The organism is Pseudomonas sp. TH32 (assembly GCF_016650855.1).
In the GTDB taxonomy this organism is placed as follows: domain Bacteria; phylum Pseudomonadota; class Gammaproteobacteria; order Pseudomonadales; family Pseudomonadaceae; genus Aquipseudomonas.
The window spans coordinates 516,695-531,318 of sequence record NZ_JAEKFA010000001.1 but is presented as its reverse complement, the minus strand read 5'-3'; the positions used below and the strand labels follow the sequence as shown (position 1 = coordinate 531,318).

Here is a 14,624-nt window from a genome sequence, read left to right as displayed (position 1 = left end):
TTGCTACTGGTATATAGTTGAATGTATTAGCAGTAGAAGTTGGCAAGTATTTTTGTTTTGTTCGACTTCACCCAGTAGAGGTGGAGTCGAACAGTTACGAAATTTTGCAGTGATAGTTTTTTGCATCCTAGAAGCGCGCTATTTTAAGACCTATTTTTGAATCCTTGCCGTTTCGCGCTTCTAAGTACTCGTTTCTTTTCTTCATTAAAGCTTTCCAAAGCTTTTGTAGTGAACATTTCTTCTTTGGGCATTCCTAGAGAGTGTGTTTCGCGCTCTCTGCTCTCTTCTTCTTCTATGTACTTTAAGAATTCTTCTACCCGTTCTAATCTGACAGCTACTCTGTCCATGCGCTCGCCTTCAATAAAATAGTTGTATTCCTTTTTGGCCGCTTCAGTAAGATAATTGCTAACCGTTTCGTCAAATATGCCGCAGTCAGTGCAGATCAAATCTAGGTATGTGAAGTAGTAAGCAAGCTCGTTAAGCATGTAAAGTCCGTAGCTAGTGATTTTAATACTGTCTACAGATTCGGAGTAAAAGTCTAAACGGTTATTTGATTCTACGAAGCCGTGTCGCAGCAATGTATCCACGTTTTGTTCGAAGTCATCAAGCATTCCGAAAGTTTCTGCGAAGTAGGCTCTAAGCTCGGCAATGGCTATGTACTGCGGCGCAGTTGGATCAATCCCTTTCGAGATTTTTCGCAAAATCCGCAGGCCAGTAAAATGTGATCCGTGGCGAACAGATCGGATTTGGTATATGTTTGGAATATCACTAACTGTTTCGTCGTAAAAATATCTATTGGGAATCATGACTGGCTTTATGACTTGATGGATTTTAAAGTGCCAAGTGCCATTCGCGACCATTTCTTCTACATTAGTGTAACCCGAGAGCACAAAGCTCCTAAATAGGTCTAGCGAAAGGCGGATATCTCCATGTGCACATGCAGTGAGAAATTGATTTAAGGGAGACTGTTCGTTCGAAAATTCGCGACTCAATATTCTCAGGTATTTTGAGCTGTCGCGAGCAAAGTCAGAATTATAATTCTCAATACCTTCACCTCCCATTCGACGGTGGTCGCTGAGAATCGATACCGTATAGTCAAGTCTCTTCTTGAAGACTTCGGCTGGTTTTGGCGAGCTAATATGAAAACCAGAATTTTGGAATGCATCAAGAACTCCATGTATTTTTGAATCGTAGAATCGCTCCTCGCGCATTGAGATCAAAACTATACTATGTAAACGATCTGAGATTTCTTGTGCAGATGAGAAACAGTAGTCCTGTACTTGGCTTGAATATTGGTCAGTATTATCGATAACTATTATTGCTCCCTTTTCTTGGGAGGCTAATCGTTTTACCAGTTTTTCAGCACAATATGGTAGGTCAGATTTCCATGTGGCGACTAACGAGTTTAATTTTATGTTGTAGTTTTCTGATGAGTGTGAGAGGCCTGCGAGGTCTTGCTTCTTCGCTACTTCGAATTTATCAGAAAAAAGTTCGTTGATTAGTGTGTCGCGCTCAGAGTCTAAGATTTTGTCTTTATCGAGCTTATCAATAAGGCCTCTCCAGATTGCTTGTCGAATTACTTCAACGTCCTCCGGAACTTTTAATAGGTCAATTATCGCGATTGCGGAGTGCTCTCGTAGCCACCTTGGTGCATTATGGTGAAGGAGGCGCTTTATGAAAGTTGATTTTCCCGCTCCTTTGCCTCCGAATAGAACTAGTACTTCTCCCTTTCTTCGATCTTTTATATTTTTTGTTAAGCGCCCGCCAAGTCTACCTCCCTTACCTGTGTCATCTAATTGCTGAACTCCATATGAACTAAAGTAAGGTGACAAGGAGTCCTGAATTAAAGATCGCATTCCGTCAGAGGTACCTTGGTATTCACGCTGTGATACATAGCATCTTTCCATGAACTCAGTATCGTCATCCTTTATAACACCAAAATATCGAGTTATGATTGGGCGGAGTTTGGGTGCGAGTTTGTTGGCTGTAATAGTGTGAGAGTAAGAAGGGATCTTTTCTTTCGGGAAGTAAATGGTACGATCTTTAGGTGGAGCACTGCTTAGTAATATTGGTAAGGATGAGCGCTCTGTAATAGCGGTAAAAGAAAAATTATTAATAGATTTTATATATTCTTTTACGAAAAATTCTAGTGAGCGGATCACGAAGGCTTGAAGTGTTTCCCATCGTTTTCCTTTTTCAAAGGTTTTAAAGAAAATCCATTCTAAGCCATTGGTTATGCATGCATACTCACACCCGGTATCAAAACAATAAGTTCTAACTTGCTCCATTGCTATTTTTATATTTTCATCGGTTAACAATTTTTTTATACTGATAAAGCATGACTTTTCGTTGCTAGATGCGGCGATTGGTAAGTTGAAGAATATTCCTGATTTCTTTGCTTCAATAAATAATAAGTCGTCGCCATTGGTTTTTTTTAGGACGTAGTCTGCGTACCCAGGAGATATATATTCCTCAACATTAACACGATTTTTTGGCCAGCTAAGAAAGTCATGAAGTATAAAATCGATAACTTTATGTCTAGTGTCCGCCTCGTTCATGTTTCTATCGCGAGTTGAGCTTATGATTTCTTCAAGTTTATCAATCTTGTCGTGCGATTTTTGTTGATTCGGATTTTTAGACACTATAACTTCCTTGTGATTGGCCTTTTCGATGCTGCTAGGGCTTGCAGCCTGAAAAAAGACTTTTCGCAATAGTAGCTAAGGGCTATCAAGTTGTCTATCGACTGATTCAGGCTAGAGAATTTCAGAAAAACTCAAAAAATGATTTCTTAAAACATCGATTGAAAGACTTCAAGTGCGTTGCTTTTTGTCGTTTCGTTGTTTTGGGAGCCACTCATCCGCAGTAATTTCGACGTCTCCCACCACAACCCGCCCGACATCGGCATCATCTACCTGTGCGGTGGGATTCTGCTGTTGGCGTTCGCGATTCTGGTGGTGCGGTATGCGTCGTCGGCGTTTCCGTCGGTGAAGGTCGAAGGCCCGCGCCGCAAGGGCGAAGCGAGCCTTGAAACAGAGAAAGGCGAGCTTTAAAGCCCGGCACTCAGCGGCGGCCGGCTGACCGGCGGCCGCTGCAACACTTTGTGGCTGTCCCCGTCGGTCATCACCGCCAATATCTCAATTGCGCTGTGCCCCTGCTCAATTGCAATCCCGAACTGCACACTTTGCACCAGCCGTTTCAGGCGCTGCGGGTCGTTGCGTTGTTCGGCGCTGATCATGCGTTTGGCTACTACGCCGTCTTCATCGGACAGGGTCAGCATGATGCTGCCGTCCAGCCGTTGGATGCTCAAGTTGACCCGGTATTTCGGGGCGAAGGTGTCGGTGATGATCTGAAAAGGATTGTCCATGGTGCGTTACCGCCTGATAAGAACATGCAGTCATTGACGACCGGTGTCGGGATTAGTTCGCGTTTCCTGACCACCGGCCATTCGCTCGCTGAGGTTTTCACAAGGTCCGTTTTCCTCAAGTGCTGTACAGCAAGGGGCGTGCCGTACAAGCGTTCAGCATTGCCTTGAATTAACTGTGGGAGCTGGCTTGCCTGCGATTGCGGAGGATCAGCCGGCATTTATACCCACTGATCCACCGCCATCGCGGGCAAGCCCGGCTCCCACAGGGTGCGGCGTTCACTCAAGTCGTGGTGAGTGTGTCCTGTTTCAGGGCATGACCGAAAAAACGATCGCAGACAGCGCAATCAAGCCGATCAACACCACAAACACGTTGGACACCTGGCCCGAGTACTGGCGCAAAGATGGCACTCGGCGGATGGCGTACATCGGCATCAGGAACAACAGGCAGGCGATGATCGGCCCGCCCATGGTTTCGATCATGCCCAGGATGCTCGGGTTGAACGTGGCCACGGCCCAGCAGGTGAGCACCATGAACAGTGCGGTGCAGCGCTCAAGCCACTTGGCCGACAGGCTGCGGTTGCGCCCGCGCAGGGATTTGACGATCAGGCCCTGGAAGCCTTCGCTGGCGCCGATGTAGTGGCCCAGGAAGGATTTGGTGATGGCCACCAGCGCGATCAACGGTGCAGCGTAGGCAATCACCGGCGTTTGGAAATGGTTGGCCAGGTACGACAGGATCGAGATGTTCTGCGCCTTGGCTGCTGCCAGGTCAGCCGGCGACAGGGCCAGTACGCAGCTGAAGCAGAAGAACATCACCGTCAGCACCATCATGCTGTGGGCCATGGCCAGGATGCCGCTGCTTTTGCGCTCGGCCTGCGGGCCGTACACGCGTTTCTGGTCGACGGCGAAGGCGGAGATGATCGGCGAGTGGTTGAAGGAAAACACCATCACCGGGATCGCCAGCCACAAGGTCTTGAAGAACACCGGCAGGGGCATGCCTTCGCCGGCGGAGGCGAAGAAGGCGCCGTTCCAGTTGGGGATCAGGCTTACCGCCAACAGCAGCAGGGCGGCGACGAACGGGTACACCAGCACGCTCATGGCCTTGACGATCACGCCCTGGCCGCAGCGCACGATGGCCATCAGGCCGAGGATCAACACCAGCGACAAGATCGCCCGGGGCGGCGTTGCCATGTGCAGTTGGTGTTCCATAAAGCTGGTCAGGGTGTTGGTCAGCGCCACGCTGTACACCAGCAAAATCGGGAAGATCGCGAAGAAGTACAGCAAGGTGATCAGCTTGCCGGCGCCGATGCCGAAATGTTCTTCCACTACATCGGTGATGTCGCCGGATTTGCCCGACAACACAAAGCGCGTCAGCCCACGGTGGGCGAAGAAGGTCATCGGGAAGGCCAGCAACGCCAGCACGATCAACGGCCAGAAGCCGCCGACGCCGGCGTTGATCGGCAGGAACAAGGTGCCGGCACCGATGGCGGTGCCGTAGAGGCCGAGCATCCAGGTGGTGTCGTGTTTGTTCCAGCCGGTTGTCACGGTGGTCGTGGTCAGGTCTACAGCGGGATTTTCGGCAGCAGGTGTACGTACATCGGTCATCGTTATTGCCTCGTTATTATTTTTGCGCGGGCTCACGTTGGGACGGTCAGGGAATGCTCCTCAGCATTCCACCCAGCTAACGGCCAGGCCGCCCCGTGAAGTTTCTTTGTATTTGTCGTGCATGTCGGCGCCGGTGTCGCGCATGGTGCGGATCACCCGGTCCAGGGAGATAAAGTGTTTGCCGTCGCCGCGCAGGGCCATTTGCGTGGCGTTGATTGCCTTGACCGCCGCGATGGCATTGCGCTCGATGCACGGCACCTGAACCAGCCCGCCGACCGGGTCGCAGGTGAGGCCCAGGTTATGCTCCAGGCCGATTTCGGCGGCGTTTTCCAGTTGCTCCGGGGACGCACCCAGCACGTCGGCCAGGCCCGCAGCAGCCATGGCGCAGGCGGAACCGACTTCGCCCTGGCAGCCGACTTCGGCGCCGGAGATCGAGGCGTTTTTCTTGCAGAGGATGCCGACGGCGGCGGCAGCCAGGAAGAAATTCACTACGTCATCGTCGGACGCGTCCGGGTTGAACTTCATGTAGTAGTGCAACACCGCCGGGATGATCCCCGCCGCGCCATTGGTGGGCGCGGTGACCATGCGCCCGCCGGCCGCGTTTTCTTCGTTGACGGCGAGGGCGAACAGGTTGACCCATTCCATGGCCGACAAGGTTGAAGTGATGACGTTGGGTTTGCCGATTTCCAACAGGCTGCGGTGCAATTTCGCAGCGCGCCGCGGCACATCCAGACCGCCGGGCAGGATGCCTTCGTGGCGCAGGCCTTGTTCGACGCATTCACGCATCACCGACCAGATATGCAGCAGGCCGCTGCGGATCTCGGCATCGCTGCGCCAGGCCCGCTCGTTGGCCATCATCAATTCGGAAACCCGCAGGCCGTGCTTGTTGCACAAGGCCAGCAGTTCGACGGCGCTGGAGAAGTCGTAGGGCAATTGCACTTCGCTGGTAGGCGCAATGCCGGATTCAGCTTCCGCCGCTTCGATGATGAAACCGCCGCCCACCGAGTAGTACGTCTGTTCGCTCAACAGGCCGTTTTCGTCGTAGGCGTGCAGGGACATGGCGTTGGGGTGGTAAGGCAGGCTTTCGTCCAGCAGCAGGAGGTCGTGTTGCCAGTTGAAGGCAATCGAGTTGCGGCCGGCGAGCAGCAATTGGCCGGACTCGCGCAACTGCTGGATGCGTGGGCCGATGCTGGTGGGGTCGATGCTGTCTGGCCATTCGCCCATCAGCCCTATTACGCAGGCGCGGTCGGTGGCATGGCCGACGCCGGTGGCGGACAGCGAGCCGTACAAACGCACTTCGACGCGACGGGTTTCGTCGAGCAATTGCTGGTCGGTCAGCGCCTGGACGAAGGTCGCCGCCGCCCGCATCGGGCCGACGGTATGGGAGCTGGAAGGACCAATGCCCACCTTGAATAGATCGAAAACACTGATAGCCATGCTAAACCCTTACAAGCAATGGAGTAGGAATCGCTGCCATCTTTTGTAGGACAAGCGGAATTGGCGCGATACTGAGCCTCTGGATCGGCACTGACCAACGAATTATTCTAAGACACCCTTTAGCAGGACTAAACCCTATGGCTCGCCCGCTTCATGGCCAGACTTACGTCTGGTTGCACGTTTTTTCCTGCGCAGCGCGGCATTTGTCGTTCACCCGCTGCGCCGAAGAACTGCACATCACCCCGGGCGCGGTCAGCCAGCAAATCCGTCAGTTGGAAGAGCGTTTGGGCTTCCGGCTGTTCCACCGACGCGCACGCGGGGTTGAGTTGAGCGCAGAAGGCCAGCGGTTGGCGATTACTGTGGGCGAGGCCTATGGCAGCATTGATGCCGAGTTGCAGCGCCTGGACGCCGGGATGATCAGCGGCACTCTGCGCTTGCGTTCGATCCCGTCGTTTCTCGGCAAATGGCTGACCCCGCGCCTGCCGCGTTTGCAGCAGCGCTTCCCGGATATTCAACTGCGCATGGTGGCCGAAGACAGCAGCATCGCCCTGCACGAGGGCGACTTCGACCTGGCCATCGACCTGAACGACGGCAGCTACCCCGGATTGTTATCCACAGCCCTGCTGGACGAGCAGATCTTCCCGGTGTGCGCACCGAGCCTGTTGCGCGGGAGACCGCCGCTGCATGGCCCCGCCGACCTGGTGCATTTCCCGCTGTTGCACGACATCACGGCCTGGCGTGGGAGTTATGAGTACGCAGAGTGGGAGTTTTACCTGAATGCCATCGGCTACGACGCTGCCGACGTGCGGCGCGGGCATACCTTCAACCGTAACCACCTGACCATCGAAGCGGCGATTGCCGGCATGGGTGTGGCGATTGCCCGGCGCACTTTGCTCAATGACGAACTGGAACGTGGCACGTTGATCGTGCCGTTCGGCCTGGCGGTGCCTAATCACAAACGGTATGTGCTGCTGTATGCGCCGGGCGCGCTGAGCCATCCGGGCGTGCGGGCGGTGCATGACTGGCTGGTGGAGGAAGCCGGGATTTTTCGCGGATTGCACCCGTTGGGAGAGGGGCAATTGTAAGGAAGTTGGCGGTAAGAAGATGTAACCAACTCCCCACCCTAACAGCGTTTTTGGTTGTAGTCAGGGTTAATTTGTAATGTGGGATTTATCTTTGCAAAGGGCTTGAAATGTTCCTCTGTCTGCTCAATTGTGTAATCAGGAGGTCATGGTTTTCACCCATCCGGTGAAGCAGGAATGGCCTTCCGCGAGCTAGCTGAAATAAGGGAAAACTATGCAAATCCAAGTCAATAGCGATAACCATATTGAAAGCAGCATCCGACTGGAGGAGTGGGTACGTACCACCATTGAGAGCACGCTCGAACGTTATGAAGAAGATCTGACCCGAGTCGAGGTTTATCTGCGGGACGAAAACGGTGACAAGCCCGGTCCACATGATCTGAGTTGCCGACTGGAAGCACGGCCAAAAGGCCATCAACCGATTTCGGTCCTCCATAAAGCCGATACGCTGGAACAGGCGATCGATGGTGCGGCCACCAAGCTGGAGCATGCGCTGGAGCATCTGTACGGCAAACTGCGCGGCAAACCACGCGCCGCGGGTCAAAGCCTGCCCAATACCAAGGCTGACGAGGCCGAGCTTGAAGAGGAATTCCTGGAAAACGAACAGGCTGCGCTTAACGGCTGATAGCTGATACTTTTTCAACCCCACTGAAAACGGGCCTGCAGATGCAGGCCCGTTTTTTTATGCGCAAAAGGTCAGTGCGGGCTGCGTCGGAAAAAGCTGCGGCTCAAGACCGCCAGTGCGCACGCGCCAAAACCGGCGTAGACCATGGCCCAACCGGCACCGTTGCGCAGCGCGGCCTGGGCGATCACCTGGCCCTGGGGCAACACCTCCAGCTTGCCGGCGGCGATGTCCTGGCTGAGGGTGGCCAGTTGTGCGGTGTCGGGCAATGCGCCAGCCAGGTAATGAGCGATCCCGAGGATCAACACCAATCCCATCAACGCGATATTGAGCGCCAGGGTGATCAGCCGTGCACTGAAGTCGATGCCCGAGGCCATGCCTGCGCGATCGGACGACACCGAGCCGGTGGTGGTGTTGGTGGTGGGCGAGTTGGTCAGCGCCAAGCCGCTGCCGGCAATCCCACAGGCGATCAGGATCAATACCACACTGGGCTGGTCGCTATGGTTGATCGCGGCCATGGCCATAAACCCCACGCCCATCAAGCCCAGGCCCAACGGGATGATGCGTTCGGCGCCGTAGCGCAGGGCCAGGCGTTCGGCCAGCGGCGGTACCACCAGCGTGGGCAGGGTGTAGGCGAGCAGGGCGAGCCCGGTGAGCATCGTGTCGTAACCCAGGCCGGCCTGGAAATACAGCGGCAGGTAGATCATGAAGGGCCAGAAACTGAAGTTCATGCCGATCGAGCCCATCAGCGCGCCGTTGAAGCGCGGGATGCGAAACACCGAGAAGTCGAACATCGGATGCGGGCTGCGCCGCTCAATCACCACGAACAACAGCAAGCCAGCCACCGACAGTCCGGCCCAACCCAGCATGGCCGGTGTGGCAAAGCCGCTCGCGGTGCCTTGGGTGATGAAGTAGACCAGGGCAAACACCGCCAGGGTCAGGGTGGTCATGCCGGCGATGTCGAGGCGATGGGCCGCCGGGTCACGGGATTCCTGCACGCTGATGCGCAGCAAGGCCAGGGTGACCAACGTGAGCGGCACATGCACCAGGAACACCCAGCGCCAATCCGCGACGGCCAGAATCAATGCGCCCACCATCGGCCCGAAACCCAAGCCCACACCGGCGATCACGCCCCACACCGCAAAGGCCCGTGCCCGCGCCGCCGGCTCGCTGAACTGGTGTGACAGGATCGCGAACTGGCAGATCATCATGGCCCCGGCACCCACGCCCTGGACAAAACGCGCCGCGATCAGCGTGGAGGCGTCGTTGGCTAGCCCACAGGCCAGCGACGCCAGCCCGAATACCCACAGGCACAGCACCAGCATGCGTCGGCGGCCAAAACGATCGGCCAATGTGCCGGCGGCCATCAGCACGCTGGTGCAGGCCAGGGTGTAGGCGTTCATGATCCATTGGGCGTCCTGGAAGCCGGTGCCCAATTGCTGTTCAAGGGTGGGCAGGATGACCGGCACGCTGGAAATCTCCAGCCCGAACATCAGCGCCACCAGGCACACGGCGGTGAGCGCGAGGCCGTCCCTGGCGGTACGCGGCGGGCTGATGGCGGATACAACGGCGTCGGATGGCATGGCCTCTTCCTTTCGATGGGGGAAGGTGTCATTTTTGCGGGAATAGGATTCTTTATTGGCGATACTTCTTCCTGTGATAAGGGAATTAAGGGCGACAAACGACCATGGCTACCCCGCGCTTTGATGGTGTTGAACTGTTTTTGCAGATCGTCGAGAGCGGCAATCTGACGGAGGCCGCCGAACGGCTGAACCTCACGCGCTCGGCGGTGGGCAAGGGCCTGGCTCGCCTGGAGGCGCGGCTGGGCACGTCCCTGTTGCAGCGCTCTACCCGCCGCCAGCGATTGACCGAAGACGGGCAGGCCTATTACGAGCATTGCCTGCGGGCGCTGGCCGAGCTGGAAGCCGCCGAGTCCGTGCTGGAAAGCGGCCGCCAGCAACCCCGTGGACGGTTGCGGGCGAGCTTGCCTTTGGCGTTCGGCCACCACTACGCGGCGCCGGCGTTATGGGGGCTGATGGACCGTTTTCCGCAGTTGGAGATCGAGATTTCCTTCTCCGACCGGCTGATCGACCTGGCCCAGGAAGGCTTCGACCTGGCGGTACGCATCGGCGCGTTGCCCGACACCGACCGCCTGAGCGCCCGCCGCCTGGGCGAACAGGCGATTGCCCTGGCGGCGTCACCCGCGTACTTGCAGCGCACACCTCGAATCGACTCCATCGAGGACCTGGCCGTGCACCGGGGCATTGCCTATCGCAGCAATGCCTCGCACCGGGAACGGGTGGCCTCGCCGTTGATCCTCGATGACCTGCAGGCCGTGGCCGATGCCGCCATTGCCGGGGTCGGCCTGGCCTGGTTGCCCAGTTGGCTGATCGCCCACTACGTGTTGCGCGGGCAACTGCAGGCGGTACTGCCGGGCCACCGCGAGCAGCCGATGCCGATCCATGTCATCTGGCCCACGGCGACGCACATGCCGGCCAAGACCCGCTGTGCCATCGACGCGTTGGTGGCCGGCACACCGTCGTGCCTGGCGGGTAGCTAATCAGAACGCGATGGACGTCTGCACATACAGCGTGCGCGGCTCACCGACGTATTTGCCCTTGTTGTTGTCGTCAAACGAGCGGGTGTAGTACTGCTTGTTGAAGATGTTTTTCACACCCACCGCCACGTTCAAGTCCGACAGCTGCGGGCCAAAGTCGTACGCCGCGCGGCTGCTGAACAGCATGTAGCCAGGGATGCGTCCGGTGCTGCCATCGGCACTTTCCGCTTCAGTGTTGGCGTTGTCGGCGAATTGGCTGCTCTGGTAGCTGCTGTCCACATTCAACTTCCAGCGACCTTCGGTGTAACCCACGCCCAGCGTGCCTTTGTGCCTGGAAGAGAAGGGCACGCGGTTGCCTTTGTTCGGGCCGTCTTCGCGGATGGTGGCGTCGACGTAGGCGTAGGTCGCGTACACATCAAAACCGGCGAGCGCGGGGCTCAAGCCGTCGAGGGCATAGTTGATGCTGGACTCGATGCCCTGGTGGCGGGTCTCGCCACGGGCGATCACGGTGTCGTTGGTCTGGTTGCTGTCGTACTGGTTGTCGAAGTTGATCAGGAATGCGCCGATTTCCGCGCGCAAGGTGCCGTTGTCATAGCGCGTGCCGAGTTCCCAGGTACGGGCCTTTTCCGGCTTCACTTCGCCGCTGGTCACGCGGTTGGGCATCTGGCTGTATTGCACGCTGCCGAACGAACCTTCGGTATTGGCGTAGAGGTTCCAGTCATCGGTCAGGTGGTAGAGCACATTTAACGCCGGCAGGGCAGTGTTGTAGTCACCCTTGTATTTGACGTTGCTGAGGTTGTTGGTCTGCTGGGACTCGATCATCTCGTAGCGGATGCCCGGGGTGATGGTCCACTTGCCGATATCAATCCGGTCGTCGACGAAGAATGCGTTGGCTTCGGTGCTGCCCCGGGTGTCGCGGTCGTTGCGGCTGTCGGTGGTGGGCAGTTGCTGGTTGGCGGCAATCGGCGTGCGGTAGCGCAGTTCGTGGCCGGCTTCGTTGATGTAGCGGTAGCCCACGCCGACTTCGTGGCTGGTGGGGCCGAGGTCGAAGCCTTGGGCAAAGCGGGTTTCGAGGCCGCGTACCCAATACTCGCGGGGTGACAGCGAGAGGAAGCTGCCCTGGTCCAGGTAGCCACTGCGCAAGGTGGTGGTGAAGAAGCTGTTGACGGTGAATTCCCGGCGGTCTTCCTGGTAGCGATAGCCCGCGTTGAACATCGTGCGGCGGCCCCAGAACTGGTCGTAGGGGCGGGTGGACTGATACGGGTCGGCCTTGTAGGCCGCGGTGCTCAAGCCACCTGGCATATCGGCCTTGCCTTCGTAGTACTGCGCCATGGCGTTGAAGCTGTTGGCGTCGTCCAGCTGGTATTTGCCCTTGAGGATCAGGTCGTCGATGCGGGTGTCGCTGTTTTCGCGCCAGTCACCGCCACGGGTGCCGGAATACAGGATCGCGCCGCCCAGGCCGTTGTCTGCCGTGCCGCCGGCCAGCAGGTTGCCGGTGGTCTTGAAGCCGTCGTGGCTGGAAGACGGGCTGGTTTCGGTCTGCAGGCCACCTTTTACCGTCGGCGCATCGGGAATCGCGCGGGTGACGAAGTTGACGATGCCGCCGACGTTCTGTGGGCCATAACGCACGGCACCGCCGCCGCGCACCACGTCCACCGCGTCCATGTTGCCCATGCTGATGGGCGCGAACGACAACTGTGGCTGGCCATACGGCGCGAACGGTACCGGGATGCCGTCCATCAAGACCGTGGAGCGCGAGGCGAGGCGGGGATTAAGCCCGCGAATGCCGAAGTTCAGCGCCATGTCGTGGCTGCCGGTGCCGTTGTTTTCCGGGGCGTTGACCCCGGGAATGCGGTTGAGCACGTCGCGGGCCTGGGTCGCGCCCTGGCGTTCGAATTCTTCGCGGCGGATCACGTCCCGTGCGCCCGGGTGTTCGAAGACGTTGGTTTGCGCCGCATCGCCCAGCCAGTCGCCCACCACGTTGGAGGTGCCCAGCTCAAGGGGCGCCGGGGCATTGGCCGGTTGCAGGCTGAAGGCATTGTTGCCCTCGGCGCGGGCTTGCAGGCCGGTGCCTTTGAGCAAGGTATTCAAGCCTTCCTCGGCGGTGTAGTTGCCCGACAGGCCGTGGCTTTGCACGCCGGCCGTCACGTCCGAGCCAAACGAAATCAGTACGCCGGCTTCCCGGCCAAATTGATTCAACGCGGCTTCCAGTGAAGTGGGGGCGATGCGGTAGGGCTTGGCATCAGCCGCCATCACGTAGGGCACGGCGCTGAAACTGAGGCTGGCCCCCAGCAACAAGTGGCGCAGGGTGCGGGCGAGGGGCGTCAGGCGGGTCGGTTGCTGGGGCATGAAGTGCGGTCCTGAGAAGGAAGGATCAAGGGGGCTTTCCTTCTCTGTCACGCGAGGGCTGGAAAACGGCTCACGGGTTTTGAAAATAATTCAGGCACGGGCTTCGACGGTCACCCAGTAGCGGGTAAACCGCCGGACCTTGACCGGCAGGCTGACCTGCAGCAGGTCCAGAATCCGCTCGCTGTCGTCCAGCGGGTAACTGCCGGAGATCAGCAGGTTGGCCACTTGCGGGTCGCAGTTGAGCTGGCCACGGCGATAACGGCTCAGTTCGGCGAGGAAATCTTCCAGGCGCATGTGGGCCGCCACCAGCATGCCATCGGCCCAGGCCCCGCTGCCGGCATCCGTGGGGCGCGCGGTATCCCAGCCTTTGCGGGTGAAATTGACCTGATGGGCTTTCTCCACCGACAGCGGCAAACCGCTATAGGTGTTGGGCATCACGTCAACGTGCCCATCAAACACCGCCAGCTGCGTGTGATCGTTGAACTGCCGCACGTTCAGCCGCGCGGCCTGGGCGCTGAGCAAGCCCTGGGTCGTGATGACCCGCAGCGGGGTGTTGCCGGGTTTGGCGGTCAGCAGGATTTCGCCTTCGAGCAAGCGGATCAAGCGTTGCTGGCCATCAAAGTGCACATCCACGGCGCTGCCGGTGTTGAGCTGCAACTGGCTGCCATCGGCCAACTGGAACTTGCGCCGCTGGCCGATGGGGCTGCGGTAATCGGCGCTCAACGGCGGCAGGATATGTTGCTGGCGCAGGCCCCAGACCGCTGCCGAGCCGGCGCCGAGGATCAGCAACAGTTTCAGCGCCTGACGGCGGCTGCCGGATTTCGGCGCATTCAACGCGGCGTGAGCCAGGGGTGAGGGCATCCCGCGCAACCGCTGGTTGACCCGCTGGATTTGCTCCCAGGCCCGCTGATGTTCGCTGTGGGCGTCCAGCCATTGTTGCCAGGCTGCCTGTTTGCGCGGGTTGAGCGGGCCCTGCTGCATTTCCATCAGCCAGTGCACCGCTTGTTCGGCGACGTGGGTAGAGAAGCTCATAAGGCGAAGTAGCAGCGCATGGCCGCTTTATTCAGGTGGCGCTTGACCGTGGCGATGGAGATCCCCAGTTCCGCGCCGATTTGCGCGTAGGTCAGGCCGTCGAGCTGGGACAGCAGGAACGCGCGTTTAACCACGGGCGCCAGGCCATCCAGCAGTTGGTCCAGCTCCATCAGGGTTTGCAGGATGATTGCCCGCTCTTCCTCCGACGGCGCCACGTGCTCGGGCATTTGCGCCAGGGCGTCGAGGTAGGCGCGCTCCAGGTCCTGGCGGCGGTAATGGTTGAACAGCACACGCTTTGCGATGGTGGTGAGGAAGGCGCGGGGTTCGATCAGCGTCGGGGTTTCCCGTGCTGTGAGCACGCGAATGAAGGTGTCCTGGGCCAGGTCGGCGGCGCTTTCCGGGCAGCCGAGCTTGCGTCGCAACCAGCCGGTGAGCCAGTGGTGATGGTCGTGGTACAGGACTTCGACGGTGTTGGACGGCTGCAACGCGAACACTCCGGCAGCATGCGCATGCTTTAGAGAACAAGAATTGTTCGCATTGTAGGGCGAGTAGGACGGTTCGGCAATTGCCAGGGATGCG

At 57.9% G+C, this 14,624-nt stretch carries 11 protein-coding genes and 1 pseudogene; 4 read left to right on the top strand and 8 right to left on the bottom strand.

The window, feature by feature from the left end:
• Window positions 1-143: 143 nt before the first annotated feature.
• On the bottom strand, window positions 144-2,642 hold the full coding sequence (locus JFV30_RS02450) for a hypothetical protein (protein WP_207201801.1): 2,499 nt from the start codon (window positions 2,640-2,642) through the stop codon (window positions 144-146).
• 210 nt (window positions 2,643-2,852) lie between these two features.
• Here JFV30_RS02450 and JFV30_RS02445 point away from each other — a divergent pair.
• A pseudogene (locus JFV30_RS02445) lies at window positions 2,853-3,050 on the top strand (phosphate-starvation-inducible protein PsiE); the annotation flags it as partial.
• Here JFV30_RS02445 and JFV30_RS02440 read toward each other — a convergent pair.
• The 3 genes from JFV30_RS02440 to JFV30_RS02430 all read right to left on the bottom strand — a co-directional run bounded on the left by JFV30_RS02440 (window position 3,047) and on the right by JFV30_RS02430 (window position 6,403).
• Complete coding sequence (locus JFV30_RS02440) at window positions 3,047-3,364, bottom strand: DUF3509 domain-containing protein (protein ID WP_010176956.1); 318 nt, start codon at window positions 3,362-3,364, stop codon at window positions 3,047-3,049. The pseudogene JFV30_RS02445 and the gene JFV30_RS02440 sit on opposite strands and share 4 nt — an antisense overlap.
• Before the next feature lie 306 nt (window positions 3,365-3,670).
• Window positions 3,671-4,966, bottom strand: a complete 1,296-nt coding sequence (locus JFV30_RS02435; RefSeq protein WP_201121719.1) for a serine/threonine transporter — start codon at window positions 4,964-4,966, stop codon at window positions 3,671-3,673.
• Between the two features lie 60 nt (window positions 4,967-5,026).
• Window positions 5,027-6,403: an L-serine ammonia-lyase gene (locus JFV30_RS02430; protein WP_201121717.1), complete on the bottom strand. Its 1,377-nt coding sequence runs from the start codon at window positions 6,401-6,403 to the stop codon at window positions 5,027-5,029.
• Window positions 6,404-6,540: 137 nt separating this feature from the next.
• Here JFV30_RS02430 and JFV30_RS02425 point away from each other — a divergent pair, with 137 nt between their 5' ends.
• Both JFV30_RS02425 and JFV30_RS02420 read left to right on the top strand, forming a co-directional pair.
• A complete protein-coding gene (locus JFV30_RS02425; RefSeq protein WP_010176953.1) occupies window positions 6,541-7,488 on the top strand; it encodes a LysR substrate-binding domain-containing protein in 948 nt (315 codons plus the stop codon).
• Between the two features lie 211 nt (window positions 7,489-7,699).
• The gene (locus JFV30_RS02420; RefSeq protein WP_010176952.1) at window positions 7,700-8,110 is read left to right on the top strand and encodes an HPF/RaiA family ribosome-associated protein; all 411 of its coding nucleotides are present in this window, start codon (window positions 7,700-7,702) and stop codon (window positions 8,108-8,110) included.
• A gap of 71 nt (window positions 8,111-8,181) precedes the next feature.
• Here the strand turns inward: JFV30_RS02420 and JFV30_RS02415 are convergent, their stop codons facing one another.
• Window positions 8,182-9,690 (bottom strand): MFS transporter, encoded by a 1,509-nt coding sequence (locus JFV30_RS02415; protein WP_201121715.1) that lies wholly within the window; start codon window positions 9,688-9,690, stop codon window positions 8,182-8,184.
• Between the two features lie 104 nt (window positions 9,691-9,794).
• Here JFV30_RS02415 and JFV30_RS02410 point away from each other — a divergent pair, with 104 nt between their 5' ends.
• Window positions 9,795-10,667 carry a LysR family transcriptional regulator gene (locus tag JFV30_RS02410; RefSeq protein ID WP_201121713.1) on the top strand — a complete coding sequence of 291 codons (873 nt, stop codon included), beginning with the start codon at window positions 9,795-9,797 and terminating at the stop codon, window positions 10,665-10,667.
• Here the strand turns inward: JFV30_RS02410 and fecA are convergent, their stop codons facing one another.
• The 3 genes from fecA to JFV30_RS02395 form a co-directional block, all read right to left on the bottom strand.
• Window positions 10,668-13,013: a TonB-dependent Fe(3+) dicitrate receptor FecA gene (gene fecA / locus JFV30_RS02405; RefSeq protein ID WP_201121711.1), complete on the bottom strand. Its 2,346-nt coding sequence runs from the start codon at window positions 13,011-13,013 to the stop codon at window positions 10,668-10,670. It lies immediately after the preceding gene.
• Between the two features lie 90 nt (window positions 13,014-13,103).
• The gene (locus tag JFV30_RS02400; protein WP_201121709.1) at window positions 13,104-14,045 is read right to left on the bottom strand and encodes a FecR domain-containing protein; all 942 of its coding nucleotides are present in this window, start codon (window positions 14,043-14,045) and stop codon (window positions 13,104-13,106) included.
• Window positions 14,042-14,530, bottom strand: coding sequence for a sigma-70 family RNA polymerase sigma factor (locus JFV30_RS02395; RefSeq protein ID WP_177075370.1), 489 nt, complete (start codon window positions 14,528-14,530; stop codon window positions 14,042-14,044). The genes JFV30_RS02400 and JFV30_RS02395 overlap by 4 nt, the downstream gene beginning before the upstream one ends.
• Between the last annotated feature and the right edge of the window lie 94 nt (window positions 14,531-14,624).

Excerpts from the sequence above, each read along its gene's own strand:
- JFV30_RS02435 (WP_201121719.1), bottom strand. The coding sequence starts at position 4,966 with ATGACCGATGTACGTACACCTGCTGCCGAAAATCCCGCTGTAGACCTG.
- JFV30_RS02400 (WP_201121709.1), bottom strand. The coding sequence starts at position 14,045 with ATGAGCTTCTCTACCCACGTCGCCGAACAAGCGGTGCACTGGCTGATG.
- JFV30_RS02425 (WP_010176953.1), top strand. The coding sequence starts at position 6,541 with ATGGCTCGCCCGCTTCATGGCCAGACTTACGTCTGGTTGCACGTTTTT.
- JFV30_RS02415 (WP_201121715.1), bottom strand. The coding sequence starts at position 9,690 with ATGCCATCCGACGCCGTTGTATCCGCCATCAGCCCGCCGCGTACCGCC.
- fecA (WP_201121711.1), bottom strand. The coding sequence starts at position 13,013 with ATGCCCCAGCAACCGACCCGCCTGACGCCCCTCGCCCGCACCCTGCGC.
- JFV30_RS02430 (WP_201121717.1), bottom strand. The coding sequence starts at position 6,403 with ATGGCTATCAGTGTTTTCGATCTATTCAAGGTGGGCATTGGTCCTTCC.
- JFV30_RS02420 (WP_010176952.1), top strand. The coding sequence starts at position 7,700 with ATGCAAATCCAAGTCAATAGCGATAACCATATTGAAAGCAGCATCCGA.
- JFV30_RS02410 (WP_201121713.1), top strand. The coding sequence starts at position 9,795 with ATGGCTACCCCGCGCTTTGATGGTGTTGAACTGTTTTTGCAGATCGTC.
- JFV30_RS02440 (WP_010176956.1), bottom strand. The coding sequence starts at position 3,364 with ATGGACAATCCTTTTCAGATCATCACCGACACCTTCGCCCCGAAATAC.